The organism is Bradyrhizobium roseum, from assembly GCF_030413175.1.
Lineage (GTDB): Bacteria > Pseudomonadota > Alphaproteobacteria > Rhizobiales > Xanthobacteraceae > Bradyrhizobium > Bradyrhizobium roseum.
Genome location: NZ_CP129212.1, coordinates 4,541,341 through 4,567,022 on the forward strand (window position 1 = coordinate 4,541,341; position 25,682 = coordinate 4,567,022).

General features: G+C 62.1%; 17 protein-coding genes, 1 tRNA gene and 2 pseudogenes. 7 read left to right on the forward strand and 13 right to left on the reverse strand.

All coding sequences use genetic code 11. The annotated features are described in order from the left end of the window. Positions 1-135: 135 nt before the first annotated feature. Both QUH67_RS21720 and QUH67_RS21725 read right to left on the reverse strand, forming a co-directional pair. Entirely contained in the window at positions 136-1,917 is a 1,782-nt protein-coding gene (locus QUH67_RS21720; RefSeq protein WP_300941084.1) for a phospholipase D-like domain-containing protein, read from the reverse strand. Further along, positions 1,914-5,555 carry an AAA domain-containing protein gene (locus tag QUH67_RS21725; RefSeq protein ID WP_300941086.1) on the reverse strand — a complete coding sequence of 1,214 codons (3,642 nt, stop codon included), beginning with the start codon at positions 5,553-5,555 and terminating at the stop codon, positions 1,914-1,916. Before QUH67_RS21725 ends, QUH67_RS21720 begins: the two co-directional genes overlap by 4 nt. A gap of 918 nt (positions 5,556-6,473) precedes the next feature. On the opposite strand from QUH67_RS21725, the gene QUH67_RS21730 reads away from it, so the two are divergent. The 3 genes from QUH67_RS21730 (at position 6,474) to QUH67_RS21740 (ending at position 8,132) form a co-directional block, all read left to right on the forward strand. Beyond that, complete coding sequence (locus QUH67_RS21730; protein ID WP_300941088.1) at positions 6,474-6,758, forward strand: helix-turn-helix transcriptional regulator; 285 nt, start codon at positions 6,474-6,476, stop codon at positions 6,756-6,758. Continuing rightward, positions 6,745-7,926, forward strand: coding sequence for a site-specific integrase (locus QUH67_RS21735; protein ID WP_300941089.1), 1,182 nt, complete (start codon positions 6,745-6,747; stop codon positions 7,924-7,926). Before QUH67_RS21730 ends, QUH67_RS21735 begins: the two co-directional genes overlap by 14 nt. 132 nt (positions 7,927-8,058) lie before the next feature. Further along, a tRNA-Gln gene (locus QUH67_RS21740) sits at positions 8,059-8,132 on the forward strand. 36 nt (positions 8,133-8,168) lie between these two features. Here QUH67_RS21740 and QUH67_RS21745 read toward each other — a convergent pair. The 11 genes and pseudogenes from QUH67_RS21745 to QUH67_RS21790 all read right to left on the reverse strand — a co-directional run. Then, complete coding sequence (locus tag QUH67_RS21745; RefSeq protein ID WP_300941090.1) at positions 8,169-9,383, reverse strand: cytochrome P450; 1,215 nt, start codon at positions 9,381-9,383, stop codon at positions 8,169-8,171. Positions 9,384-9,510: 127 nt separating this feature from the next. Continuing rightward, positions 9,511-9,620, reverse strand: a pseudogene (locus QUH67_RS34990) (catechol 2,3-dioxygenase); the annotation flags it as partial. A 20-nt stretch (positions 9,621-9,640) separates the two neighbouring features. Further along, on the reverse strand, positions 9,641-11,917 hold the full coding sequence (locus QUH67_RS21750) for a TonB-dependent siderophore receptor (protein WP_300941092.1): 2,277 nt from the start codon (positions 11,915-11,917) through the stop codon (positions 9,641-9,643). A gap of 268 nt (positions 11,918-12,185) precedes the next feature. Beyond that, positions 12,186-13,136, reverse strand: coding sequence for a catechol 2,3-dioxygenase (locus QUH67_RS21755; protein ID WP_300941093.1), 951 nt, complete (start codon positions 13,134-13,136; stop codon positions 12,186-12,188). Positions 13,137-13,260: 124 nt separating this feature from the next. Beyond that, positions 13,261-14,106, reverse strand: coding sequence for a substrate-binding domain-containing protein (locus QUH67_RS21760; protein ID WP_300948127.1), 846 nt, complete (start codon positions 14,104-14,106; stop codon positions 13,261-13,263). A gap of 51 nt (positions 14,107-14,157) precedes the next feature. Then, positions 14,158-14,883: a PIG-L deacetylase family protein gene (locus QUH67_RS21765; RefSeq protein WP_300941095.1), complete on the reverse strand. Its 726-nt coding sequence runs from the start codon at positions 14,881-14,883 to the stop codon at positions 14,158-14,160. 49 nt (positions 14,884-14,932) lie between these two features. Further along, complete coding sequence (locus QUH67_RS21770) at positions 14,933-15,934, reverse strand: Bug family tripartite tricarboxylate transporter substrate binding protein (RefSeq protein ID WP_300941097.1); 1,002 nt, start codon at positions 15,932-15,934, stop codon at positions 14,933-14,935. Between the two features lie 13 nt (positions 15,935-15,947). Continuing rightward, the gene (locus QUH67_RS21775) at positions 15,948-16,817 is read right to left on the reverse strand and encodes an amidohydrolase family protein (protein ID WP_300941098.1); all 870 of its coding nucleotides are present in this window, start codon (positions 16,815-16,817) and stop codon (positions 15,948-15,950) included. 45 nt (positions 16,818-16,862) lie between these two features. Beyond that, positions 16,863-17,579: a TetR/AcrR family transcriptional regulator gene (locus tag QUH67_RS21780; RefSeq protein WP_300941100.1), complete on the reverse strand. Its 717-nt coding sequence runs from the start codon at positions 17,577-17,579 to the stop codon at positions 16,863-16,865. Positions 17,580-17,795: 216 nt separating this feature from the next. Continuing rightward, positions 17,796-19,055, reverse strand: coding sequence for an MFS transporter (locus QUH67_RS21785; RefSeq protein ID WP_300941102.1), 1,260 nt, complete (start codon positions 19,053-19,055; stop codon positions 17,796-17,798). Between the two features lie 81 nt (positions 19,056-19,136). After that, positions 19,137-20,951: pseudogene (locus tag QUH67_RS21790) on the reverse strand (putative bifunctional diguanylate cyclase/phosphodiesterase); the annotation flags it as partial. A 519-nt stretch (positions 20,952-21,470) separates the two neighbouring features. On the opposite strand from QUH67_RS21790, the gene QUH67_RS21795 reads away from it, so the two are divergent. The 4 genes from QUH67_RS21795 (at position 21,471) to QUH67_RS21810 (ending at position 25,634) form a co-directional block, all read left to right on the forward strand. Continuing rightward, the gene (locus QUH67_RS21795; RefSeq protein WP_300941104.1) at positions 21,471-23,234 is read left to right on the forward strand and encodes an ATP-binding protein; all 1,764 of its coding nucleotides are present in this window, start codon (positions 21,471-21,473) and stop codon (positions 23,232-23,234) included. A gap of 105 nt (positions 23,235-23,339) precedes the next feature. After that, on the forward strand, positions 23,340-23,924 hold the full coding sequence (locus tag QUH67_RS21800) for a peroxidase-related enzyme (protein ID WP_300941105.1): 585 nt from the start codon (positions 23,340-23,342) through the stop codon (positions 23,922-23,924). 128 nt (positions 23,925-24,052) lie between these two features. After that, positions 24,053-24,412 carry a hypothetical protein gene (locus tag QUH67_RS21805; protein WP_300941107.1) on the forward strand — a complete coding sequence of 120 codons (360 nt, stop codon included), beginning with the start codon at positions 24,053-24,055 and terminating at the stop codon, positions 24,410-24,412. A 262-nt stretch (positions 24,413-24,674) separates the two neighbouring features. Continuing rightward, positions 24,675-25,634, forward strand: a complete 960-nt coding sequence (locus tag QUH67_RS21810; protein WP_300941109.1) for an alpha/beta hydrolase — start codon at positions 24,675-24,677, stop codon at positions 25,632-25,634. Positions 25,635-25,682 lie beyond the last annotated feature (48 nt).

Sequence of the window (25,682 nt, forward strand, 5' to 3'; positions counted from 1 at the left end):
TTGAATGTAGCGGCCCGTTGAGAAACCGCCAAGTCGATAAGCTAGTGCGCGGCCTGCCGACTGACGAGATGGCGTTTGCTGCGAGCCGACTCTGAAACATCGCGGCCCACCCCGGACCCCGTCGACTTCGGGCATCTAATTCGACGGCTCGTTCTCAAGCAGCTCGGGGAAGATTGCACAAAGTCTCGAAAAGGTCGATGCTCCGATTTGCGGCGCTTCGATGTGAATTCCAACGTCCGCCCACGGAAAATCCGGATTGGCCGACGCCGAGGCCCAGTTGAGGCTGGTCACAACCACATTATCGTCGTCCCATATAATTACCTTGCCATGGAGCGGTGTTTTCTTGGTCTTGACCAAGCGGACCCCTTGCGATGCAGCCTCTTCCGCTAGGGCGCGGCCGTGGCGGTTTTTCAAGGGCCCGGAGTTTTGCGTGTACAAAACGACAGCTTGCATTCCTTGGCGTGCGGCGGCTACCTCACCCTGCATTATCGCGCCGGGCCTAGCCGTAGAACCCAGGCGGTTGCTACCCACAAAAAACCGGCGTTCCGCAGCCCCGCTCGCTGCCCGAATGATACGGTCGTGTGATTCACCGGCGACGATCGCCATTCGCGCCGACGTGTCCGTTCCGGGCGAGGACCTGCGCAGATCGCGGGCGGTCAACGCCATCTCGGTCGCGATGCTGTCCGCAAGCCCCCGGCGACCGACCATCCTTTGCAGAGCGATCGCAAGATCGGCGATCAGGAAATTGTCGCGCAGCACCACCGACAGTTCGACCGACTGAAACGGCGAGGATAGCCAATTGCAGGAGCCAATCGCGCCGAGCCAACCCTCGTTGGTATCGAGCAGGATGAGCTTCGCGTGCGAGCCGGTCGAACGCATGTGAATCCGCACTCGACCGTGCATCACCGGATCATTGCGGATGAGGCGCGCTATCTCAGTCGCGGCCTTCGAGTTTCGCTTCTCGGTATCCTCGTCTTCTTCGGCGCCCCACAGCAGGTCGAAGGTGACTCCACGCTGACAGGCAGATTGGATGAGGCCTTGCAGCGCCTCAAATCGCTTCGCGTCCAGGAACGTGGAATGGACGATGACCCGCCGCAGCGCCCGTTCGAGAAGCGAAGCGAGGCACTTACGCTGCTCTGAACCGCCAATGATCAGATCCTGAGGATCAAACGCACATGTTCTGACGAGGAGGTCCTCCCCGAACTCTTCCCGCGGCCCCGAATACGCGACCGGCATCTGACCCGAACCAGCCGGAAGGGCAGCTGCAGCGGAGACGATCGTCCGGAGATTTGGACCCGCCCGCTCGGGTAGGCCACGAGGATTGCCGTCGATCACTCGGACCACCATGAATTCGTCGTCACGCAACTGGGCGGTTCGGTCATCAACAGATGCCACCTCCTCGTTCCACCCCCCGGCGGCAATTTCAGAGAGCCGGCGGAGGTTGGCTTCGTTTGACGTCGAGGGACCGCCGCCTTCGACCGAGATGGTCCGGATCTCGGCGCCGTTGTTTCTTTCCTGCTCCAGCCTGGAAGGAGGCATGAGCAAGACATCCCTAGCGTGAAAGAACTCGCCCGTCGCCCATTCAATGATGAAGTTTGCGCGCTTGGAAACCCGCGTGGGATAGAAGGGAAGTGGATTGCCTCCAACGACTGCGCGGAATCCGAACACGCTCGCCCGGAATGCCGCGTTCTCGCTCGTCAAATCGACCTCGATGAGCCGAAACCGCATCAGTCGCGCCAAGGCCGCAGTGATCATTTGGTGCGGAAGCCTAGTCTCTTCGGCGAGGATGGAAATCGACTTTGCGTGGCGGGTGACGGACCACAGGACCAGTTCCTCGATCACGCTCCAGCGCCGCCCCTTATCGATGCCGACCTTGCAGTTCACCCTGAACACAGGAATGGCGATGAGAACCGTCATCGTCGCCCTCTCAGACTCTCAGGCGGAACGATGGATGAGAGATACACTCCAGTGTCCTCGCGCTTCTCCTTGCGGAGAACGCGAATCGTATCCACTACCCTGGTCAGGAACGACAGCGCGTGCTTCTCTTCGTCCGGATTGACACCCTTCACAGCCTCTTCCAGAAATGTCAGGCTTCCGACGACTATCAACTGGGATTTGGCGCGGCTCAATGCAACGTTCATGCGCCGCTGGTCGCGAAGAAAACCTAGTGCGCTGAAGCCCGCCCCCGGGTTGTTCCGGACGAGGGAGATGATGACCAAATCGGCCTCGCTCCCCTGGAATGAATCGACCGTGCCCACGAACGGAGTGTTGGGCCTCACAGGGGAAAATTGCTTAATGTGCGCAAGGTCGGAGTTGAGAAGCGACTCGATACGGCTCTTCAGCTTATCGACCTGAGCCTTGTAGGGCGAAAGGACCGCCAGCGTCGGCGGCTTAGCAACGCCCGGACGCGCCCGGACCAATCTTAGAACGTCGATGACCGAATCGATTTCAGCGGGATTGTGCCACCGCGGGCGCCCCATCTCCAGTCGGGATGCCGATCCGGACGAGCTGACGTGCTTGAAATCAACCGCCACGACTGGCGACGCGGGTAGGGGCTGCTTGTTGACGAATGGGAATGGTGTCGTTTCCGCTTCGCGAATACGCTTGTCGTAGGTCTCGAGCTTATCATCGTAGAACCCGTGGGAGATTATGCGGGCGATGGCAGGATCCATGCGCCGCTGTTCGGTCAGCGTCCCAGCGATCTGGCGATGGCTGGAATTCTCGATCAGTCGCCGCTCGTCGGCGGTGACGATGGATTGGAACAACTCCAGCAGGCGAAAGGCGACGCCCGAGATATCCCTCAGTCGCTCGTCCTCGCTCGCGAGCTTCGTAAGCTCTTCGAGTTCGTTGTCGCGCAGTAGCGGACCGACCCATTGCTCGGCCAAACCGATGGCCGAAGTGACCAGACCGTGGTCCTTGAGAACCGCACCAATACGGTCTGCTCCGAACGGCGATAGCTGATTGTGATCTCCGATGAGGAGTCGGCGTCCGGAAAGCATCAGGGGCCCTATAAGCTCCGGCCCCGTCGCTTTTGCTGCCTCTTCTATCAGGACCCAATCGAACTGCTCCCGGGCTTCCACCAGGCGCTCCACGTCGGGGGAATTGGTGGTGGAAAAGACGATGTTTGCACCGTCGAGTAGAAGGCTCGAGATCGCATGCAGCCCCGATCGCTCTTCACGCGACACGAAGCTCTTGCGATCCGCGGAGCGGCTGGCCGCCTGCCAGAGCGTTTCGACCCGTTGTCTCAGAATCGGTGGCGCGGAAGCCGATAATGGACTTTTGAGGAGCTGTTCGAGGTACTCGATGCCCAACAGATGGACCTCTTCGTCGCTCGACGCGCGGCGATCCGGGGTGGTCGATCGGACGACGATTACGTTGTCCAGTTTGGCCAGCCGTAACGCCTCGCCTATCCTTTCCTGCAGGTGGTCCAGGGCGTCGTGGCCTTGCGCGCTGATCAGCATTCGGGTCGACGGTTCGGCTTTGAACCGGCGTCTCACGGTCTCAGTCGCGAGCTTCGTCTTGCCTACCCCGGGGGGACCTACGACAAAGTAGGATGGCAGCGTCGACCACAGTCCTACGAGCGCTTTTCGCTTCGGGACATCTAGATCGAGTAGGTCGGCATCCTTCTCGTTCGTCTCGTCGATGGTCTCGCGGCTTGACCGGCGCACGCGCCACGGATCGTCGAGCATCTCCGCGAGGTCGAGCCTTGTGTTCAGCGCCTTGATGTTGGCCAATCGGCGGGAGATCACGCGCTCGGCACCGACATCCCGTTCGGAGCGAAGGAAGAACGGTCCGTCGACCGGCATTTCTTCATCGACCTCGAACAGATACCCGTGTCGACCGTCGACGTCGGCCACATCGACGAAACGAGCCGGGACGTCGGATCTTTGCGACGCCCCCAGGTTCGCTGTCTGGCTGATCCGCCAGTTCGCATCTGCTTCGCGCCCGTCGTCCTCGAACAATCTCCGCAGTGCAACGGCCGTGTCGGAAAGCTTGATCTTCTTGGCGAACTTGTCGCGGTCGTTGTCCGGCTCAGCCCGGATCACGACGTAACGCCTGCCGCCGCGGCGCTGCGTCTCCAGGATCTCTATCGGGTAGATTTCGAGCGCCTTGACGACCGCTTCCACGATCTGAATGAGCAGGAGACCGCGTCTGATCTTGACGTCGACGCGTTCGTGCTCGTCGGGCTGTCGGTCCCCGAACGCGCTCCAATCCAGGACATCTGGTCCCAGCCGCGCCCGCGTCTCCTCGGCTTGGCGGGGAATGGAAGTTGCCTTGATCGATTGCGACAGGGCAAAATCGTCGTATGCACCGAACGGCAGCGCATTTCCTCGCGGCGCCGCCGCGGCACAGACGGCTATATCCCATTGCGCTGCACCATCCTGTCGGTAAGCACGCAGCCGATAGAACATGGCATCGGTCACGAGTCCCAGCGTGCCGGTTTTCGCGTTAAAACGACGTGGCACGATGAGAGTCGCACCGGTGTCCAGATCAGCTTGTATCCAATTGAGCTGTTGACGGAATTCGTCTACGGGAATCGCGCCGTTGCTTGCGGTGTAGACTGTCTGACCGAGTTCTTCGCTCGGTGGGAATCCAAGAATGAAAGTCCCAGGCTGAATTGCGGTAGCCTGCGCAACGCTTACGATGATGTCATCAATCGACCGCGCTATCGAGACCGAGTCCAAGTAGTCCAATCGTGTTGGCATGATGAGCCGCTTGAGGAGCGTCCGCTCCGACGCGTTGAGCACGATCGGTGTGTTGACCTCGCCAGCCGAAACGAAATCGCCGGACGTCAGCATTCGAAGCCGCAAGCATTCCGCGATCAGCAGCCCAAGCGTGCGCCAATCTTCGGCGAACGAATAGGTGGAAGGGCGCTCCGTCGACCCGCTTACAGTCGCGTGCGATCGGTCGACGGGACCGGCCCCGACCCAAAGGCTCCACTCGAAGCCGCCAAGCTGGAAATCCGCCTCGTCCGCGCCCTCGGTCATGATGCAGTCAGCGGATATGGCTCCGTGGACTAGCCCCTGCGCATGAACTATTCCGAGGGCCGTCGTTATCCGGCGGATGTTTTGCCAGAACAGCGTCCGCGAACGCGACGCACCAAGATTCTGCAGCCAGTGGTAACGTCCAGCGCGGAGCATTCGCGAGGAAAGAGGTCCTCCGACGCTCTCAAGCAGGACTCCGAAGTTCTCGGAGTCCTCGACCCGTTCGATCACGTCGACGATGACGTCCCTTGCACCAGCGTAAGCCATGACGCGTTGAACCTGGCGCAACTCGTGCAACCAGAGACGCCGCAAGTCCTCGTCGATCGGACCGCCGGTTTTTCGCCAAAGCTTTAGCCTGCGCGATGCGCCGGTAGTCTTGTCCTCGACTTCGAACAAGGCTGGCTTTAGTGGGGACCGTGCGCCCAACGACATGCCATCGCCGAGAAAGACAAATCTATCTTCCAGCGAAGCACTTGCCTCCTTTCCACGCTTTTTCTTGTTCATGATCAGCGATGGTGACGAACGTTGCACCTGTAGAATTCGTTGTTCTGCAAAGACTTCGAATCGCAATAGTTGTATTCGAATTTAACACAACGAGAGGCAGGGACAGCACCCGACTCTTGATTCCCACTGTTTACCGATTCGTCGTAGACGCGCTGGAGTTGAGTTTGACACTGCTCGCAGGTCGTGAGCTAGCCCGGCATAGCAAAGATCGTGAACGGCCCGGCGAGCCGTGATTGGACGTGAGTTTGGCGCTCGCCATCGGCCTGCGATCACAATTGAGGCATCGCGCCCCCCCGCCCTCGCCGATTTTACGCTGCGACTTTCCTCCTGCCGCTTCCACGGCGCTTCCACGAGCGAAATTTCGAGCCAAGTTCAGCGCAACAAAAAGCCCTCGAAAACGAAGCGTTTTCAAGGGCTTGATGAACTGGTTGCGGGGATAGGATTTGAACCTATGACCTTCAGGTTATGAGCCTGACGGGTTTGCTGCGACACCGTCGATAGCGATCCTCATTGCACCATCGAGACACACAGAGCGCGCAGAACCGCATAGCGGTCTGGTTACAGGTTCGAGTGCTTTTTTCCGAACCAACAACGAAATAAATATCTGGCCGGAGCCCTGTTTGCGGTCGCGGTGGGCTCTCGCCCCAAGTGTCGGGAAAGCGCTTTCATTATCAGAGCGGGCTCGATGCATCGCCCCTTACGCCAAAAAATTCGACAATCAAAAGCCGCAGCAGCTTCTTCCTTTTTGTTCGCCGTGGCACCCCAATCGTACGATGAGTTTATAGCCGCCGTTCCACTCTAGGCCGTCACCTGAGCATGATGCCGGGATGATCGACACGTCCGACATTTTCTCGATTAGCGAAAACGCAAGTGCCTGTACCTCGTCTGATCGCAGGTGACCTGAGCGCGATCGCGGGGACAACTCCTCGCCAAGTTTGCGATCTTCTACAGGGATGCAAGCCTCACCGGTAAGCTCGAATGACAATGCGCAAGAAGGACAACTTGCTTCGGGGCGATCGGACGCCGGCCTATGTCGACCGGGAAACCGGAGCGGCCGAATTGCTAGTTTCGACGGACACTTGGGATCAATGGGTGAAGGAGGGTCGCCTGCCCCCACCGTGCGATACGTTCCCTTCGGGCACCCCCCGCTGGCGCTGGGAAGACGTAGACCGTAAGCTGTCCGGCAAGAAGGCGGCGGACACCGATGCGGCCGTATTGGGGGCAGCGAACTTTGGCAAGAAAAAGGGAATCCGGCGTGACGCTGCCTGAGGGCGTTGAGAAGACCAGCGTTCGCAAGCCGAACGGCAAGGTCTACACGTACTATTATTGGAATCCCGGACGCGGCACCGATCGCGAGGGAGAGCGCATCAAACTACCGAACGCCGACACTCAGCCGGTGGCATTTTGGGCCGAAGTCGAGCGTCGTAAAACATCGGAACCGACAACATATCCGTCAGGCTCCATCGGCGATCTCATTGCGCGCTACCGCCGCAGCGATGAGTTCACGCGACTATCGGAAGGCACCCGATCGAATTACGAAGTGACCATGCGTCGCTTCGAGTCGCATGATACCTGGGGCATGGTGGCCGTCAAAGACCTGACGCCGCTCGCAGCTCAAACTGCGCGCGATGCCATGAAGGACACGCCGGTGATGGCAAACCAGATGCTGTCGGTCGGGCGCACGATCTGGGATTGGGCCATCCCCCTCGACCTCGCTAAAATCAATCCCTTCGACAAGGTGAAGGACTTCGACATCCCCGATCGCGGGCATGTGCCATGGCCATCCTGGGTGATCGATCACGTTCGCGCGCACGCGTGGCCAGATCTGGTCCGGATGACGCGGCTCGGGGTTATGACCTGCCAGCGCGGAAGCGATCTGATCCGCATGGGTCCGGAGCATCGCGATCGCAACGGCCTATGGTGCCGGCCAAAGAAAACCCGCAAGCGCCGGCGCGCCTTCCACATTCCGCTTTCCACTGCCGACGCGCTCGAACTCGACCGCTGGGCCGAAACACCGGTGACGTTCACGAACTCCCGCTGGCTGAAGCCGATCGATCGTTTCCGCGAGGATCTGTTTCTCTACTCTCCCAAGGGCGCGCAATACACGGCCGACGGTCTTCGCGCGCGCTGGGGGCGATGGCTCGCCGATACACCCGAAGGCCGCGTCATCTGCCGCCGCTGGAAGGAATGGGTTGGCGCCCAGGTCAAGAAATACGATTGGGACATCGATCCTGATGACGCCGACCATCCGACCATCCATGGGCTGCGCGGGACCGGAATCCTCGCCCGCTCCGAGGAAGGCTATGAGGTCGACCAGATCGCCAACGATATCGGCATGTCCCGCCAGAACGTCGAGCATTACATGCGGTTCCGCGATCAGATGAAGGTCGGCGCCGACGGCCAAAAGCGGCTTCGTCTTGTGAACAAGGAGGACTAGAGCTTAACAAAGGAAGACTAGACCGCGAACGCAGGCCCGGCTATATGGGCCCTGCAAATCGCCGGGTTTGCAAAACTCTTGGCCCTGATTGCAAAACTTCCAGAAAAAGTTGTTTGAAATCAGAGTCTTAGGTGGGGAATGGTGTAACGGTAGCACAACAGACTCTGACTCTGTTTGTCTAGGTTCGAATCCTAGTTCCCCAGCCAGCTTTCCAGGCCCCTTCCTTTGTTGGAGCGCCCCCATCAAACTCCAGCCACCACCGGGAGCTCCGAGATCATACGGATGCCGGGTCGTCTCCGCCAATGAACCTGCGACGGCTCGACCGCCAGTTTCAGTTCGGGCCAGCGCGTGAACAGCGCCTGCAGCGCGCAGATCGCTTCGATCCGGGCAAGCTGGTGGCCGAGGCAGAAATGAATGCCGGTGCCGAACGCGAGATGCCGGTTCGGCCGCCGTTCAAGGTCGAGCCGTTCAGGGCACTCGTTCGCGTGAGGGTCCAGATTGGCGGCGACGATCATCGCCATCACCCGGTCGCCCTTCTTCAACTTCACGCCTTCGAGATCGACGTCCTGGCGGACGTAGCGCGGCTTTGAGAATTGTACCGCCGAGACAAAGCGCAGGAATTCTTCGACCGCCAGTCCGGCCCGGCTCCAGTCCGCGGTGAGCCGGTCGCGCCGGACTGGATCCTTCAGCAGTTCGAATACCGATCCGCTGATCAGGTGCGTCGTCGTCTCGGAGCCCGCCCCCAGCAGCAGAAACACCATCGAGATCATTTCGTCCGGCGTGATGCGTCCGCCTTCCTGCTCGACGCGGACCAGTTCCGCGATCAATCCTTCGCCGCCCTGCTCGCGGGCGAGCTGCAGGCGTTCTTTCAGATAGCGCCGCATCTTGATGAGGCCGCCGATCAGCCGCAAAAATCCGAATGCGCTGGTGAGATGCGCCATCGAATCGGCCCAGGCGATGAATTTAGGCCGGTCGGCCGGCGGCAGGCCGAGCAGTTCGCAAATCACCGCCAGCGGCAGCACCCGCGCATAGCGCTGCGCCAGATCGGCCGGGCTCCCCGCGGCGAACAATTCATCGGCGAGACGATCTGCAACGCTGCGGATATGCGGCTCCATGTCGAGCACGGCGCGTCGGCGGAAAGCCTCGTCGACGATGTCGCGCAGGCGCGTGTGATCGGGCTCGTCCATCGTCAGCATGTTGTTGGCGAAGGTTGCGATCAGGCGCGGCATCCACCAGGGCAGCCCGGCCAGCGCCCCGCCCTCCTTGCGCAACGTGAACAGCGCGCCGTCCTTCAGCACCCGCGCGGCCGCCTCATAGGTCGTGGTGACCCAGACCCGGCCGATCACCGGAAATTTTGTCGCGACGGCCGGGCCGATCGCGCGCAGCTGCGCAACGCCGGCCCGTGGATCGCGAAAGAACGCCTCGCTCATGAAATCGAAATCGACATACCGTGCCATTCCGCGGTACCACATTGCCGTTTCGCCATTTGATCAAGATGGCGTGCGACGGCGAGGCCGCAAGGCTCGCTTGTTCGATTGCCCTCGCCGCAATTTTGTCAGTGCCGATGATACTCGCGTACGCCGTTTACACCGGCGGCGTCCCATGGGTATGCAGCGACTCGATCGCCCTCAGCGCCACGCCTCGCCGTTCTGGCGTTCTTCCCCAGTCCAGATGACCGGCTTCCAGTCCGGCGCGCCACACCAGCGTCCGATGATTACCAGCGGTATCCCAGGCTAAGCAACGCCTTGCGCCGCTCGCCGTAGAAGCAGGCCGTGGTACCGTCGCAGCTCGATACGAAAATCTTGTCGGCCACGTTGGTGACGTTCAGGGCCGCGCGCCACTGCTGATACTCGTAATGCACCGCCGCATCGAAAAGTGTCCGCGACGGAACCGCCAGGGTATTGGCCTGATCGGCGAAGGAATCGCCGATATGACGCACGCCACCGCCGAAGCCGAAGCCGGCGAGCCATCCGGTGCGGAACGTGTAGTCGCCCCACAGCGACGCCAGCCTTGTCGGCATCGCGACCGGCCGCTTGCCGAGCAGCGCTGCATTTACGTCCTGGCTGATGAACAGGTCGTAGGAAGAGACCGATCCGACCATCTTGAACTCGGGGGTCAGGTTGGTCGTCATGCTCAGTTCGAAGCCACGCGACGTCACTTCGCCGTTCTGGACCTGGTTGAAGGGCGAGTTCGGATCGACCGTGAGCGCGTTGGTCTTGCGAAGATCAAACCAGGCACCGGTGATGTATCCATTGAAGCCTGCGGGCTCCCACTTCGCACCGGCCTCGATTTGCTTGGACTCTTCCGGCGTGAAGAACTGACCCGTTGCCGTCGTTCCGATCACCGGATTGAAACCGGTGGCGTAGGACACGTAGGGCGAGAGACCAAAGCCCACGTCATAGATCAAGCCAGCCCTGCCCGTTGCCTTGCTGGTGTCGCGAGAGGTGTTCGGCACGGCAAGCCTGTTGAATTGCTCAGTCTCGACCCAGTCGTTGCGGCCGCTCAGCACCAGGGTAAAGCGGTCGAGCTTCATCTGGTCCTGCAAGTACACGCCGAGCTGTCCCTGATCGAGGATACGGTTGAGGTACGGCGTCACGCCCGTGACGGTACCGCCATAGACCGGGTTGAATATGCTCAGCGGGTTGCCGCCTCCCGAAGCCTGATAATCGTCCAGCCGATACTTCTTCAGGTCCACGCCCGCCAGCACCGTATGGCTGATGGCGCCGGTATTGAAGCGGCCCTCGAGCTGCGTGTCGATGGTGCCGAGGTCAGCCGACCCGTTGGTGAAGAAGTGGTAGCGCTGCAACTGCGCGTTGGAAGACGGAGTGACGTTGTCGTTGCCAATGTAGGAGTTGATGTTGGTTTCGACATGGGCGTAGCGCGCGTTCTGGCGGAACGTCAGGCCGTTCGAGAAGTCCTTCTCGAACTGGTATCCGATCATCGTCTGCCCGCGCATAAAATAGTCCTGGCCGGGTTCGCTCTGGAACAGCTTGGTCGGGATCTTGCCGTAGGGGGCGTTCACGACGCTGCCCTCATACGGCAGCCAGTTGTTGCCGTTGGTCCTGTCCTTCGACGCCGACGCCAGAACGGTGAAGCGGGTATCAAAATCCGGCCGGTAGGTGAAGCTGGGCGCGATAAAGTAGCTGTTGTCCTGGGTGAAATCGACCTGCGTGCCGCCGCCCTTGACCATGCCGACGACGCGGCCGTCCAGCGTTCCGGTTCCCGGCGGAAGCCGGAAGCGTTCATTGACATCGAACGCCACATAGCCGTTGCCGAAGGAATTCACGCCGGTTTCGATGTAACGGATCGGTTCGGCCACAGGCATCTTACTGACGGCGTTCACAACGCCGCCCGGCGATCCGCCGCCGTAGAGCACCGATGAGGGGCCACGAAGCACCTCGACGCGTTCAAGTCCGAACGGCTGCAGCTTCCACGTCGCAAAAGCCGTGTTGAATAACGGCAAGCCGTCGAGAAAGGTGGCATCCTGCTGCGCGCGAAAGCCGCGCAGCAGGAACCAGTCATTGCGGGTATCCGCGCCGAAAACCTCGCCGCTGACGCCCGGCGTGTAGCGCAGGATCTGGTCGAACGACTGCGGCTTCTGATCGCGAATCTGGTCGGCGCCGATCACCGAGACCGACTGCGGGATTTCGCGGAGCGGGGTGTTGGTCTTGGTGCCGCTCAGGGTTCGGTTGGCGACGTAGCCGTTCAAGGGACCTTGCGGATTTTCGGTCCCGCGCGACGCACTGCCGTCCGCGTTTTGCGGGAGTGGCGCCGCGTTGCGGTTCGTCTGCCTCGCCCTGTTCACAGCGCGGGTCCGCGGCGCGCTGGTCGTCGTCGCGCCCTGATTTCGTGCGGGGTTTCGCGCCGCAGGTGCGTCAACCGTGACCGGCGGCAAAGACGACTGCGCCGCGGCCTCGCCTGCGATGTCCGCCACCAGCAACAGGGCACCCGCGGTGCCCAGCATCGATCGCAAGGCAAAACCTGAAATCATATTCTTGGTGTCCCCGTTCGGCAGCAGCAGAAATGCTTTCGAACGGATAGCTGATCGTGCGCTGTTTAGGTTTTGGAATGGCTCGAAATCTCGCGAGCGCGCAGCCATGTGTTGCACGGCAGCATCAGACTGGAATCATTCTAGTGCTGGCAGAACAGTTCCTGTTACTTTTCCGATCGCGGAGCCGAGCTTGCCTCCGCGCACCCACGCGAACGCGTATGTGCGCAGAAAGAATCGACACCAGAAGCAGGAAGCGAAGACACGGATTTCACACCGGCGGCGTTCCGTGCGTATGGAACGACTCGATCGTCTTCAGCCCCCACGCCTGGCCCTTCTTGCGCTCCTCCTCGGTCCAGACGATCGGCTTCCAGTCAGGGGCGAGGATGAGGCGGGCGCCGGCGTTGGCGACTTCGACGCGGTTGCCGCCGGGCTCCCAGACATAGAGGAAGAAGGTTTGCTGGATCGCGTGCTTGTGCGGGCCGGTTTCGATGTAGACGCCGTTTTCCAGGAAGATGTCGGCGGCGCGCAGGATTTCCTCGCGGCTGTCGAGCGCGTAGGTGACGTGGTGGAAGCGGCCGGCCTTGCCGTAGTGGTCGCGGGTGTAGGCGAAATCGTAGCTCTTGTTCGACATCGTCATCCACATCGCGGCTTCCGTGCCGTCGTTGAGCACGATCTGCTCGGTGGTGCGCAGGCCGAGATAATTTTCGAAGAAGAGCCGGTTGGCCCTGATGTCGACCGCCAGGCAATTGAGGTGGTCGAGACGACGGACGTTGACGCCGCGCGCCGGAAACCGTTGCGCCTGGTTCTTCAGCGCCGGTTTCAGTTCGGGCGGCGCCTGGTACCATTCGGTCTCGTAATAGAGTTCGACGATGTGGCCGTCCGGATCACGGCAGCGAAACGCCGGGCCCTGCCCCATGTCGCCATCGACCCAGCCGATGCCGAAGCCGGAGCCCTTCAGCGCGGCGACCCGGCGCTCCAGCGCCTGCGGGCTGCGCGTACGCAACGCCATGTGCTCCATGCCTGAGGTTCTGGACGCCGTCAGCTTCAGCGAATAGCGCTCATAATCGTCCCAGCCGCGCAGGTAGACCGAGTCTCCCTTCTGGCCGCTGACCGTCATGCCCATGACGTCGACGAAGAACTTCAGGCTTTCGTCCGGCTTCGGCGTCAGCAGTTCGAGGTGGCCGAGATGGGCGAGATCGAAGATCGGCTCCGGGGTCATTGTATCGCTCCTGATTGCGTCGACATTTTCGCTCGTGTTCGACCGAGAGGCCGCAGCGTACCGGGTCGCCCGGTCCTAGTGCGCAATTGCGCGCAAGGCCGGGCGATGACGGCTGCGCGCGCGGTTACCTGAGCGCTCGCGTCACGTCGTCGAACAACTCGTCAACGGCGAACGCACGCGGAATGAGCTTTTGCTGCGCAGAATATGTGATGATCAGCTCCAGCGAACGCTGCATTTCGTGCCGGTCAAACCGGGGTGCAGCGGATGACGCGGCGGCGGATTCGGCGAGCATCCGGTGAACTTCCCGCACCACGTCCGGATGCTGCTCGGACAGGGTCCGGCTCGCCACCACCATGTGATTGATCGGCACCACCTTGTGCTTCCCGAACCACGCCTTCTCTTCCGCCGCGATATCGGCAAACAGCGGCTTCACATCCGGGTGGTCCGATTTCTCGCCCAGCACCGCATCGAGTTCGCCATCGACCAGCATCTGGATAATCTGCTTGCCCGCGCCCGCCCGCTTGGTCGTATCGACGAATTCGGCGACATGCGCGTCCTCGAACGTCACCCAGTCGATCGAATCCAGATCGACGCCGTCATCATTGGCGAGGATGCCGCGCAGCCAGGCGCCGGTGGTGGTGGTGAAGGAACGGATGCCGACGCGCTTGCCGTTGAGGTCGTGGGGGCTGAGTTTTCCAGCCTTGGCATGATACAGCGCGTGGCCATGCTGGAAGCGCGCCAGCACGACATCCGGCAACAGCACCATCGGCTTGTCAAAGGATCTTGCCATCAGATAGGTGACGATCGCCATCTCGGAGACGTCGAACGCGGCTTCACGGACCATGGGCTTGAAACCCTTGTTGGTCGGCGAATACGGCACGAAGTCCAACTCGACGAGATTCGAGCGGATCGACCCGTTCTTGAGCGCAGCCGTACCGGGGTGGTCGCCGAGCAAGGTGCGCAGGCGCATCGCCACTTCAGTGATCCCTTAGCTTGTCGATCATTCGGATGACGACCGTCTTCATGCCAGTTCCTCCATCGCCATCGGGAACAGCTGCTGATAGGCCTCGCCATAGGTCATCGGCTTGCCGGTATTGCGGCCGCCCTGCACGCCGCGCTGCAGCGCCACGCGCTCATAGTAGGCCCACAGGTGTTTTTGCGCGGCGAGAATTTCAAACGTCTTGCGTTTGATCTCCCAGACCTCGTCGATGTTGAGGATCACCTGCGGCTTGAAATTGCACATCTCCGGCTGGTGCGGCTCGAACAAAAACACCGGCGGGGCCGAATAGGTGTATTTGGCGCCGGGCTTGTGGCCCATCGCCTGCGCGACCACGCGGGTTTCCTGGGCGAAATGCGCGGCGTTCGGATGATCGAAATTATAGGGGTCCTCCAGCGCATGCGTCAGCACGAAGGACGGATTGAGTTCGCGGTAGATATCGACCATGCGGTCGAAATGGGCCTCGGTGAGCCGCAGCGGATAGTCGCCGGCGTCGAAGAATTCGATTTCGGCCCCCAGCATGTCGGCGGCGCGCTCGGCCTCGTCGCGGCGGCCGGCCTTGACCTTTTCCATGGTCGCGCCCGCCTCCTTCCAGGCGAACTGGCTTTCGCCACGCTCGCCGAACGACAGGCAGGCGATCTTGACGCGATAGCCCTTCTTGACATGCAGCGCGATCGCGCCGCCCGCGCGCCAGACGAAATCGCCGGGATGCGCCGTGACCACCAGGCCCGTCTTGCCGGTATTGCTCATGGATTTCCTCCTTGTTCGTTACGTATCGCCGGCCGTCCCGGCGCCGCGACTATTGTTTGGCAATTCCCGCGCGGTCGATCACCGCGGCCCATTTGTCGATGTCGCTCTTGAGCCGATCCAGAATTTCCTCGGGCGAACTGGCCTTAGCCTCGATGCCGAGATCCAGCGCGCGCTTCTTCAAATCCGGCATGTCGAGCACCTCGCGCAGCGCGGCGTTGAGCGTCTTGATCGCGTCCGGCGGCGTTCCCTTGGGCGCGAAGATCGCATTCCAGGACCGCGCCTCGAAATCGCCGCCGCCGGCTTCCTTCACCGTCGGCACCGCGGGCAGGAACGTGGTGCGGTTGGTGCCTGAAGACGCTACCGCAATGGCGGCCTTGTCGGTGACATGCGACTGCACCGCCGTGTAGTTTTCGATCGCCATCTGGATATCGCCGCGCAACAGCGCGATCAGCACGTCCGGCGAGCTGCGGAATGGCACGATGGTGACATCGACGCCGGCGGTCGATTTGAACAGTTGCGCCGAAAGATTCTGCGTCGATCCGACATTGATGGTGCCGACATTGAGTGCGGCGGGCTTTGCCTTCGCTGCCTTGATGAATTCGCCCAGCGTCGGATACGGCGAACCGGCCTGGGTGACGAAGATGAAGTCGAAATAGCCCATGCTCGACACCGGAACGAAATCGGTCACCGGGTTGAAGCCGAGGCTTTTGAACAGCGACACCGAGATGGCGGTGCCGTTGGAGAAAAGCGCCAGCGTATAGCCATCCGCGGGCGCGGACAGCACGGCGCGGGCGGCATTGATGCCGCCGGCGCCCGGCATGTTCTCGATGACAAAACGCTGGCCGAGCTTGTCGCCGAGTTTTTCGGTGACCAGCCTTGCCGTGACGTCGGCGACCCCGCCGGCGCCGAACGGCAGGATCAGCCGTACCGGCTTGTTCGGATAATTTTGCGCGTCGGCGACGTGCGGCAGCAACAAGGCCAGGGCCAGCGCAGCGAGGGCGAACAACGCCCGGCACTGGCTCATTGCATATCGCTTGCGCTTGTCCGCCATCGCCAACGCTCCCTCAAAACTCGAACAGCCGCGCCGGATTGTCGACCAGGATCTTCTGCTGCAACTCGGGCTCCGGTGCAAACAGCGGGATCAGATCGACCAGGTCGCCGTCATTGGGCATCACCTTCACATTGGGATGCGGCCAGTCGGTTCCCCAGATCACGCGATCGGGCGCGGTTTCAATGATGCGGCGCGCGAACGGCACCGCGTCGTGGAACGGCGGACCGCCCGACGACACCCGTTCGCAGCCGCACACCTTGACCCAGCATTTTTCGTCGCGCTGCATCAGGTCGATCAGCGTCCGGAACGGCAGCTGTTCGAGGCCGTCGGAGGCCTTGACCCGCCCCATGTGATCGATGGTGTAGCGGACCGGCAGCTTGGCCAGCATCTGCGCATATTCGGGCAAATCGATCGCATCGAAGTGCAGATCGATATGCCAGCCGAGCGGCGCCACCATGGAGACGATGCGGTGAAACACCCTCATATCGGGCACGCCGCCGAGATGGCGCACGAAGTTGAAGCGGCAGCCGCGAAACCCGCCTTCGTGCAGATCGCGAAGACCCCGCTCGGCGATGCTGTCGTCGATATTGGCGACGGCGCGAAACGTGCCGTCGCTGACCGCGATGGCGTCCAGCGCCACCCGGTTGTCGGTGCCGTGCACGCTGGCATTGACGATGACGGCGCGGCCGATCCCGAGTTTTTTATGCAGGGCGCGGAAATCCTCCAGCGGCGCATCCGGCGGCGTATAGGGCCGGCCCGGGGCGTAGGGATATTTGTCGCCGGGACCGAAGATGTGGGTATGGGCGTCACATGCCAGCGCCGGAAGCTTGAATTTCGGCGTTCGCGTATCGGGATCGGGTCCGGGAATGGTCGGCTTGTCCATGGTGCCTTCTGCAGTGTTGAGCGCGCGGGATGGCCTTCGCGCAATCTAATTCGCCGAATTTTCTCTTCGCTTGGCCACAGCACCTTTTACGGAGGGCTGCACCGGCCTTGCCCGGCTGTCGATGTGATCGATATCGGATGCGCGCAGCGAGGCGACCGTCGCCGAGACGAGTTGCTCGATCGCTTCCGCCATATCGGCGCCGTCGGCTTCGCCGCGCGACAGCCGCGTCACCCGCTCCGGATTGACGAGCGTATAATAGAGCGCGCCGAGCAGGAATTGCGACCGCCACACGATCGTCGTTCGCGGCAGATGCGGCAGGCTTTCCTCGATCGCTTCGATGAAGGCGTTTGTGGTGTCGTCGAAAATCTCGGCAATGATCCGCCCCACCACGGCGTTGCCCTCCGCCGACATCACCGCCCGCAGCCGCGTAAACCGCGCGCCGCCGCCGGCAAGATCGGTGCTCGAGGAAAACGCCGGCTGCACATAGGCGCGCACGATCGCTTCCAGCCGGTCCTGAACGTCACGCACGCGCCTTGCTGCCACCAGCAACTCGATGCGGCGCCTGTTCATCGGCCCGCAATGGCGCTTGTAGATTTCGAGCAGCAGGCCGTCCTTGCTCTTGAAATGATAGGTGATGCTGCCCGGATTGGCGCCGGCCTCCAACGCGATGTCGCGGATCGATACGGCATTGAAGCCGTGCGTCGAGAAAAGCAGCTCAGCCGCGCTCAGGATGGCTTCCCGCATGTTCGGATTTCGCGTCATCGCATTGGCTTTCGACTGTCGACTTTTGTACGTTTGTATAAATTACAAGGTCCAGTCAACAAACAATCTGTATCGGTGGAAGGCGCCTTGCATGGCGCTATGCCGGTCGGCAGTTTCACCAGCGGATGTCGACGCCCTTCATTCGCGCCGAGGCGAAGAAGTGGGAACCGTGCTGAAGGCAGCCGATATCAGGAAGGCAGTGAGCTTGCCGGCGGCCTACCGCGCATTCGCCGGCGCATGCACGTGCCAGAGGTCGGCGCGCCAGTGCAGCACGACGGCCAGCATCAAGGCGAGGCCGGCCGCCGCGTAGAGCGTTCCGGTCGCGGCAAAGCCGATTTCGTCGATCAGGCTGCCGGCGGCCAGCAAGCCGATCGGCAGGCCGTAGATTACCATCATGCGCACGCCCATCACCCGGCCGCGGAAGTTTTCACTTGATGTCCGCATCAGGATGACGGCGACCGAAATCATCGCGAGGCTCTGCGAAAAACCTGCCACCATCAGGCACAGGATGGCGGTCGGCACGGTCTGCATCTGCACGAAGATCAAGAGCGTCACGTACCACGCGACGGTGGCGCCGATCATCAGCCGGGCCACCCTGATGTCGCGGATCAGGCTCAACACGATCGAGCCGGCCAGCGAACCGATTGCAAAACTCGCCGAGAGGTAGCCGAGTCCGGTCTGATTGGTGCCATAGACCGTCTTGGCGATGTAGGGCAGCAGGCCATTGGTAAGCGGATAGGCCGTCAAATTGGCGAGGAACGCCACCCACAACGCGGCCTGCATCAGCGGCGTGGTCCAGACATAGGCGACGCCCGCCTTGAGATCGCGCAACGGCGAGCGCTGCAATGCCTCGCTGGCGGCCTCGCCCGCCGCATGCGGCTTGACGGGGGCCACGATGCACAGCGTCAGCGCGGTCGCCATGCAATAAAGGCAGACGATCGCCACATAGGCCGGACCCATGCCGAGTGCTGCGAACAATCCGGCGCCGCTCAGCGCACCGGCGATGCGCGCGGTGTCCATCGTCGTCCGCGAGATGCTGATCGCCCCGATCAACTGGCCGTGCGGCATGATGGTCGCCACCAGCGCGCTGCGGACGCCGAGGTCCGACGGGCGGACGACGCCCATCACCGCCGCGATCACGAACACATAAAGCGGCGCAAGGTGACCCGACAGCGCCAGTATCATCAGCGCGGCGGCGAGCGTTGCATAGACCGCGCGCATCATCGCCAGCAGATCGCGGTGACCGATCCGGTCGCCGGCAACGCCGATCATCGGCGCGACCAGCGTACCGACATAGCCGAGCGAGGCGAACAAAGTGAGCAGCAGCACCGACCCGGTCTCGACCAGCACGTACCAGCCGAGAATCAGCGTTTCCATCTCAAACGCCCACGAGGTGAGCAGATCGGCTGGCCACTGAAAGCGATAGTTCCTGACACGGAACGGTGAGAGCGCGGAAGCCGGCGCCGGATCTCTCAAGATGCGTTGTCGCGATTCATCGCGGTCCACCCTGCCCTGTTTCTTGTTATGCAGACTGGATAGCAAGCTGCGCCCGGCGTTTCAAGCAGCCGACATGGTCTTGCCGCGATGCGAAAGCAACAGTCGCCTCACCTCGTCGGCAGGTATCGCCGGACTGAACAGAAAGCCCTGCATCTCCGTGCAGCCGAGAATGCGGAGCAGATTGCGCTGCTGCTCGGTTTCGACGCCTTCGGCCGTCGTGGTCATATGGCTGGCGGCCGCGATGTTCACCACCGCCTGGACGATCGACGACGATGCGCCGGGGCCGGCGATGTCCTGGATGAAGGAACGATCGATCTTGATCTTGTCGAACGGGAAACGCTGCAGATAGCTGAGCGAGGAATAGCCGGTGCCGAAATCGTCCAACGCGATCCGGACGCCCAGCTTGCGCAACTGATGCAGCATGTCGAGCGCCACGTCGTCGTCGCGTATCAACACGGCTTCGGTGATCTCGAGCTCCAGCCGGCTCGCCGCAAGGCCGCTGGCCGCGAGCGCCGCCGCCACGTTCAACGCCAACGACTGGCTCCTGAACTGCACCGGCGAAACGTTGACCGCAACGCGAACGTGATCCGGCCAGGTCACCGCCTCGGCGCAGGCGGCATTGAGCACCCACACGCCGAGCTGGTTGATCAGGCCGCTGTCTTCCGCGACCGGGATGAATTCCGCCGGCGAAATCATGCCGCGCTCGGGATGCCGCCACCGCAGCAGCGCCTCGCAGCATGAGACCTTGCCGTCCTCGAGATTGACGACCGGCTGATAGTGGGCCTCAAAGCCGCCGTCGCCGATCGCCTGGCGCAGTTCGAGCTCCAGACTCCGCCGTGCCCTGGCGCGATGTTCCATGCCCGTCTCGAAGAAACGGTAGGTCCGCCGGCCGTCGCCCTTGGCGCCATAGAGCGCGAGATCGGCGTTCTTCAGCAACTGGTCGAGGTCCAGGCCATCGACAGGCGCCACCGCGATCCCGATGCTGGCATCGGTGGTGATCAGATGCCCCATGCATTCGAACGGCTGCCTGATCGCGGCATGGATACGATCGACCAGCCCGGTGGTTTCCGAGCGCTCCCTGACGGCGGTCTGGATGACGGCGAACTCGTCGCCGCCGAGCCGGGCCGCCACATCGGTCTCCTTGAGACAACTGCGCAGGCGCTCGGCGACGGCCTTGAGCAGCTCATCGCCGACCGGATGGCCGAGCGCATCGTTGATACCCTTGAACTCGTCGATATCGATGTAGAGCACCGCCAGTTGCTCGTCCGGCCGTACTGCCTTCAGCGATTGTTCCAGCCGTTCCCGGAACAGGACCCGGTTCGGCAGTTCGGTCAGCCCGTCGAAATGCGCCAGATGCGCGATCTTCTGCTCAGCGCGCCGCCGCTCGGTGATGTCCTCGATCGTCGCAACCCATCCGCCGGTCTTGAGCGGTCGATTGATGATCTCGATCGCCCGGCCTCCCGGCGCTTCCGTAGTCTGCCGCGTCGCCTTGCCGAGCGACACCGTCCGGATGATCGCGTTGCAGAATGCGTCGACGTCGCCGTCGAACGATCCGGTTTCCTTGCGATGGGCGATCAGCCGCTGCATGGTGCAGCCGGGTTTGGCTACCTCGGGCGATAGTCCGAACATGTCGATATAGGGCTGGTTGCAGATGATGATCCGCGCGGATGCATCATAGAGCACGAGGCCCTGCGGGATGTTGTTCACGGCGATCGAGAGCTGACGCCGCTCTGCCGCCAGCCGCTGATCGGTCAGGCGGTCGCGCCTGACCAGCAGACCGGCGATGACAGCCAGCACGGCGGCAAGCGCCAGCAGCACGCTTTCGCGAAGGTCCCACGCTCCCGAATCCGCCGCCAGCATCGCAACGAGCAGGACTCCGCACAGCACCAGCAGTTTGAAGGTCCTGCTGCCCAGTGCAGAACCGGTCGAACCGCCCGACATTTGACGACAGCCCTCGTTGCTCAATCGATCCACCTCTGGATCAAGACATGAGTCCGCTACGGAACTCGGACCGCTGATGGTGCGCCCCGCGGCAGTATTTCGCAGCACCCATGGAGGGCGAGTTACAACTTTCGGTTAGCGATCGGTTACCTCTTCACACGTACAGGTTACTTTCGCGACGCAGCCTTGCAGGCTTGCCGGATTGTCCTGCCCGGATGCGGCTCTTGTCCGAGATGGTAAACAAAAGATTAACCCGGGATCGGCGGCGCGTGCGGACGGAAATGCGAGAAGGCCCATGTTTTCAGGCATAATCGACGTTCTGCGGCGTCGACGGCGGACCGTTGTGAAAACGAATCCTGACCGAGATGGCGCGGATTTAGCCGATACGAAACTTCACGAGTTTAACCGTTTCGCTAGTCGGGGCTGCCCATAATGGGCGCCAGACCTCAATTCATGAGATTCAGCACCGTGACATCCTTCGGACGTGTGATTTCCGTGCGCGGCTCCCTCGCTCGGGTCGGACTTCTGGCCACAGGCCCGATGCCCGCCACCGAAGCCCGCGCTACTGTCGGGCGCTTCATCAGCATTCGCTGCGCGGGGGCCACCACGATCATCGCGATGATCACCGAGGTGTCGTGCGAGAACCAAGCCAGCGGCGATGACTACATGGCGACCGCATCGGTCGATCTGCTTGGCGAAATATCCGGCGGCGACCGTCCCAAATTCCAGCGCGGCGTCACCAATTATCCGACGATCGGCGACGCCGTCGAGGTCGTTACGGCAGAGGATCTTCGCACGGTCTATGCGCCGAGCGGGTCGGATCAGATCAATATCGGCACCCTGCAGCAAGACAAATCTGTGATCGCCTATGTCGACGTCGAGGAAATGCTTTCCAAGCATTTTGCGGTGCTCGGCTCTACCGGCGTCGGCAAATCGACCAGCGTCTCGTTGCTGCTCAACGAGATCCTGCAGGCGCGGCCGAACCTGCGGGTCTTCCTGCTCGACGTCCACAACGAGTACGGCCGCTGCTTCGGCGACCGCGCGATGGTGCTCAACCCGCGCAACCTGAAACTGCCGTTCTGGCTGTTCAATTTCGAGGAGATCGTCGACGTCCTGTTCGGCGGCCGCCCGGGCGTGCCGGATGAGCTCGACGTGCTCGCCGAAATCATCCCGATGGCGAAGGGAATCTATACCCAGTACCAGAATTCCGACCGGATCGGTCTCAAGCGCGCGGACCCCAAGTCGGGCGGCTACACCGTCGATACGCCGGTGCCGTATCGCCTGTCCGATCTGATTTCGCTGATCGACGAACGGATGGGCAAGCTGGAGAACCGCTCCTCGCGCATCACCTACCACAAGCTGATCTCGCGCATCGAAACCGTGCGCAACGATCCCCGCTACACCTTCATGTTCGACAACGCCAATGTCGGCGGCGACACCATGGCGGAAGTGATCAGCTACCTGTTCCGGCTGCCTGCCAACGGCCGGCCGATGACCATCATGCAGCTCGCCGGTTTCCCCGCCGAAGTCGTCGATTCCGTGGTGTCGGTCCTCTGCCGCATGGCGTTCGATTTCGGCCTGTGGAGCGACGGCGTCTCGCCGCTGTTGTTCGTCTGCGAGGAAGCGCACCGCTATGCCGCGGCCGACCGCAACATCGGGTTTGGCCCGACGCGGAAAGCCGTCTCACGCATCGCGAAGGAAGGCCGCAAATACGGCGTCTTTCTCGGCCTCGTCACCCAACGTCCGGCCGAACTCGACGCCACCATCATCTCGCAATGCAACACGCTGTTTGCGATGCGCCTCGCCAACGACCGCGACCAGGCGCTGCTGCGCTCGGCGGTCTCCGACGCCGCCGCGAACCTGTTGTCTTTCGTGCCGTCGCTCGGCACCCGCGAAGTGCTGGCGTTCGGCGAAGGCGTGGCGCTGCCGACCCGGCTGCGCTTCAAGGAAGTTCCGGTCCATCAACTGCCGCGCAGCGAAGCCACCATCGCGTCCACCCCGTCGGTCACCGCCGGTCATGACATGCATTTTGTCGCCGCGGTCCTGGAGCGCTGGCGCGGCGCCACCTCCAATCGCGATACGCCCAGCAGCGATCCCGCCGCCGGCGGCGACCGCGCTTCCGCCCGCGTTATGACGCCGGTGGAAGCGCCGATGCTGCAGCCCTCGATGGGGCTCGACCCCGACCGGTTCTCGCTGTTGAAGAAGCCGTTGCGCTGAGAGCCGCTTACGCGGATTCTTCGCGCGCGCCGGTATCGATCTTGCCGCAATAGGATATATGGTTCCGGCGATGCCGCCTAGCGGCCTTAACGTCGGAACCATTTCATGACCAAGCCTGCGTCCCAACGATTTCAGCCGCCCGCCATCGACAAGCTGCCGGAGGACATCCGCACCCGGATCCTCGCGGTGCAGGAAAAATCCGGTTTCGTGCCAAACGTCTTCCTGACGCTGGCCTATCGCCCGGATGAATTTCGCGCCTTCTTTGCCTATCACGATGCGCTGATGGAAAAGGACAGCGGGCTGACCAAAGCCGAGCGCGAAATGATCGTGGTGGCGACATCCGCCGCCAACCAGTGCCATTATTGCGTGATCGCCCATGGCGCGATCCTGCGCATCCGGGCCAAGAACCCGGTCATCGCCGACCAGATCGCCGTCAACTACCGCAAGGCCGACATCACGCCGCGGCAGCGCGCCATGCTCGACTTCGCCATGAAAGTGAGCCGCGACGCGGAGACGGTTTCAGAGACCGATTTTGCCGCAATCACCGGCCACGGCTTTTCCGACGACGACATCTGGGACATCGCCGCGATCGCGGCCTTCTTCGCGCTGTCGAACCGGCTGGCCAACGTCACCGCGATGCGCCCGAACGACGAATTTTACATGATGGGACGGCTGCCGAAGCAGGGCTGAGCCGGCCTGCGCGCCGGGTTCCAGACCTTGCGTGATGGGATTTCTGTCCCGCGTGCGACAAGATTTGGTGTTGGAAGCGCCGCCGGCATGCTATGCAGACCCAAGGATTTCTTCGCGGATCGTCGGCAGTGAAAACCCAGCGGCCCATTATTTCGGACGAAGAGCACGTGGTGCTCAAATTCCGGCCGCGCACCTCCGCCCGCCCTCCGATCCCGCGGGAAGAATCCGCCCCGGCTAAATTCACCAGTGGCACGGCCATCAACGCGCGGCCCGCGAACGACCTGTCGCGCTACGAGCGCCCGCGCGACGAGGGCGATGATTTCCGTCATCGCATGCTGGCCAATGTCGCAGCGCTCGCCTTCACCGTGGCGCTGACCGCCATCGGGATCTGGCTCGCGGTCAGTATCGCCGATCTCCGCAGGACGCAGGATTGCGTGCTGATGGGCGGCCGCGACTGCGCCCGGATTTCGGTGAAACCGCAGGGGTAAGGCTTCCGGTCGATACCACCGCAGATCGTCGTGCCCGCGAAGGCAGCGCGCCCGGCTGGCTCGCAATGGCGGCGGACATGCTTCGTGTTACCGCGGGGTGGTATAAGAATTTATTATATCGTTGCGAAAATCCCCGATACGTTTGCCCCCAAGCAAAACAAAAGCGTCGGGGAGGCCCCATGAAAAATTCAATCGCGACCGCAGGCTTTGTTCTTGCAACACTCCTTTCGATTCCCGCGCGCTGGCACAGACGAGGGCTCTGGTGACCGAAGAGATGATGGTCAGGACGGCTGACCCCGGCATCGAAATATATGTCCGCAACAAGCGGCCGGCCGACATGACCTCGTTCCGGCCCGAGCAGACCGTGCTCTACGTGCACGGCGCGACCTATCCCGCCGAGACGGCGTTCGACCTCAGGCTCGACGGCATGTCATGGATGGAATACATCGCCGCGCGCGGTTACGACGTCTGGCTGCTGGACCTGCGCGGCTACGGCAAGTCCACGCGGCCGGCCGAGATGGCCGACAAGCCGGAAGCCAATGGCCCCATCGTCACCGGCCAGACCGCGGTCAAGGACATCGGCGCCGCGGTCGACTTCGTCCTGCAGCGCCGCAACATTCCGCGCCTGAATCTCTTGGGCTGGTCGTGGGGAACGACGCTGATGGCGACCTACACCACGCAAAACGCTGCCAAGGTCGAACGTCTCGTGCTCTACGCGCCGGCCTGGATCCGGCAGACGGCGTCGCTGGTGCAGGCCGGCCCGGGCAAGCTTGGCGCGTACCGGATGGTCAATCGCGAGCAGGCCAAGGAGCGCTGGTACGCCGGCGTGCCCGAGGACAAGAAATCCGGCCTGATTCCCGCCGGCTGGTTCGACGCCTGGGCGGATGCGACCTTTGCAACCGATCCGGTCGGCGCGGCGATGAGCCCGCCGGTGCTGCGGGCGCCCAACGGCGTGGTGCAGGACAGCATGGACTTTTTCGGCGCCGGAAAGCCGTATTACGATCCTTCAAAAATCACCGTGCCAACCCTGCTGGTCCACGCCGAATGGGACCGCGACACGCCGCCCTACATGGCACAGATGCTGTTTCCGCTGCTGGTGAACTCGCCGGACAAGCGCTACGTCGCGCTCGCCGAGGGCACCCACAGCATCCTGATGGAGCGGAACAGGCTAAAACTGTTCGAAGCGGTGCAGGCATTTCTGGACGAGGGCAAGAAGCCGTGATGGAATCTTGTGGGATGGGTTGAACCCTTCCTTCAGAGGCGCCACACC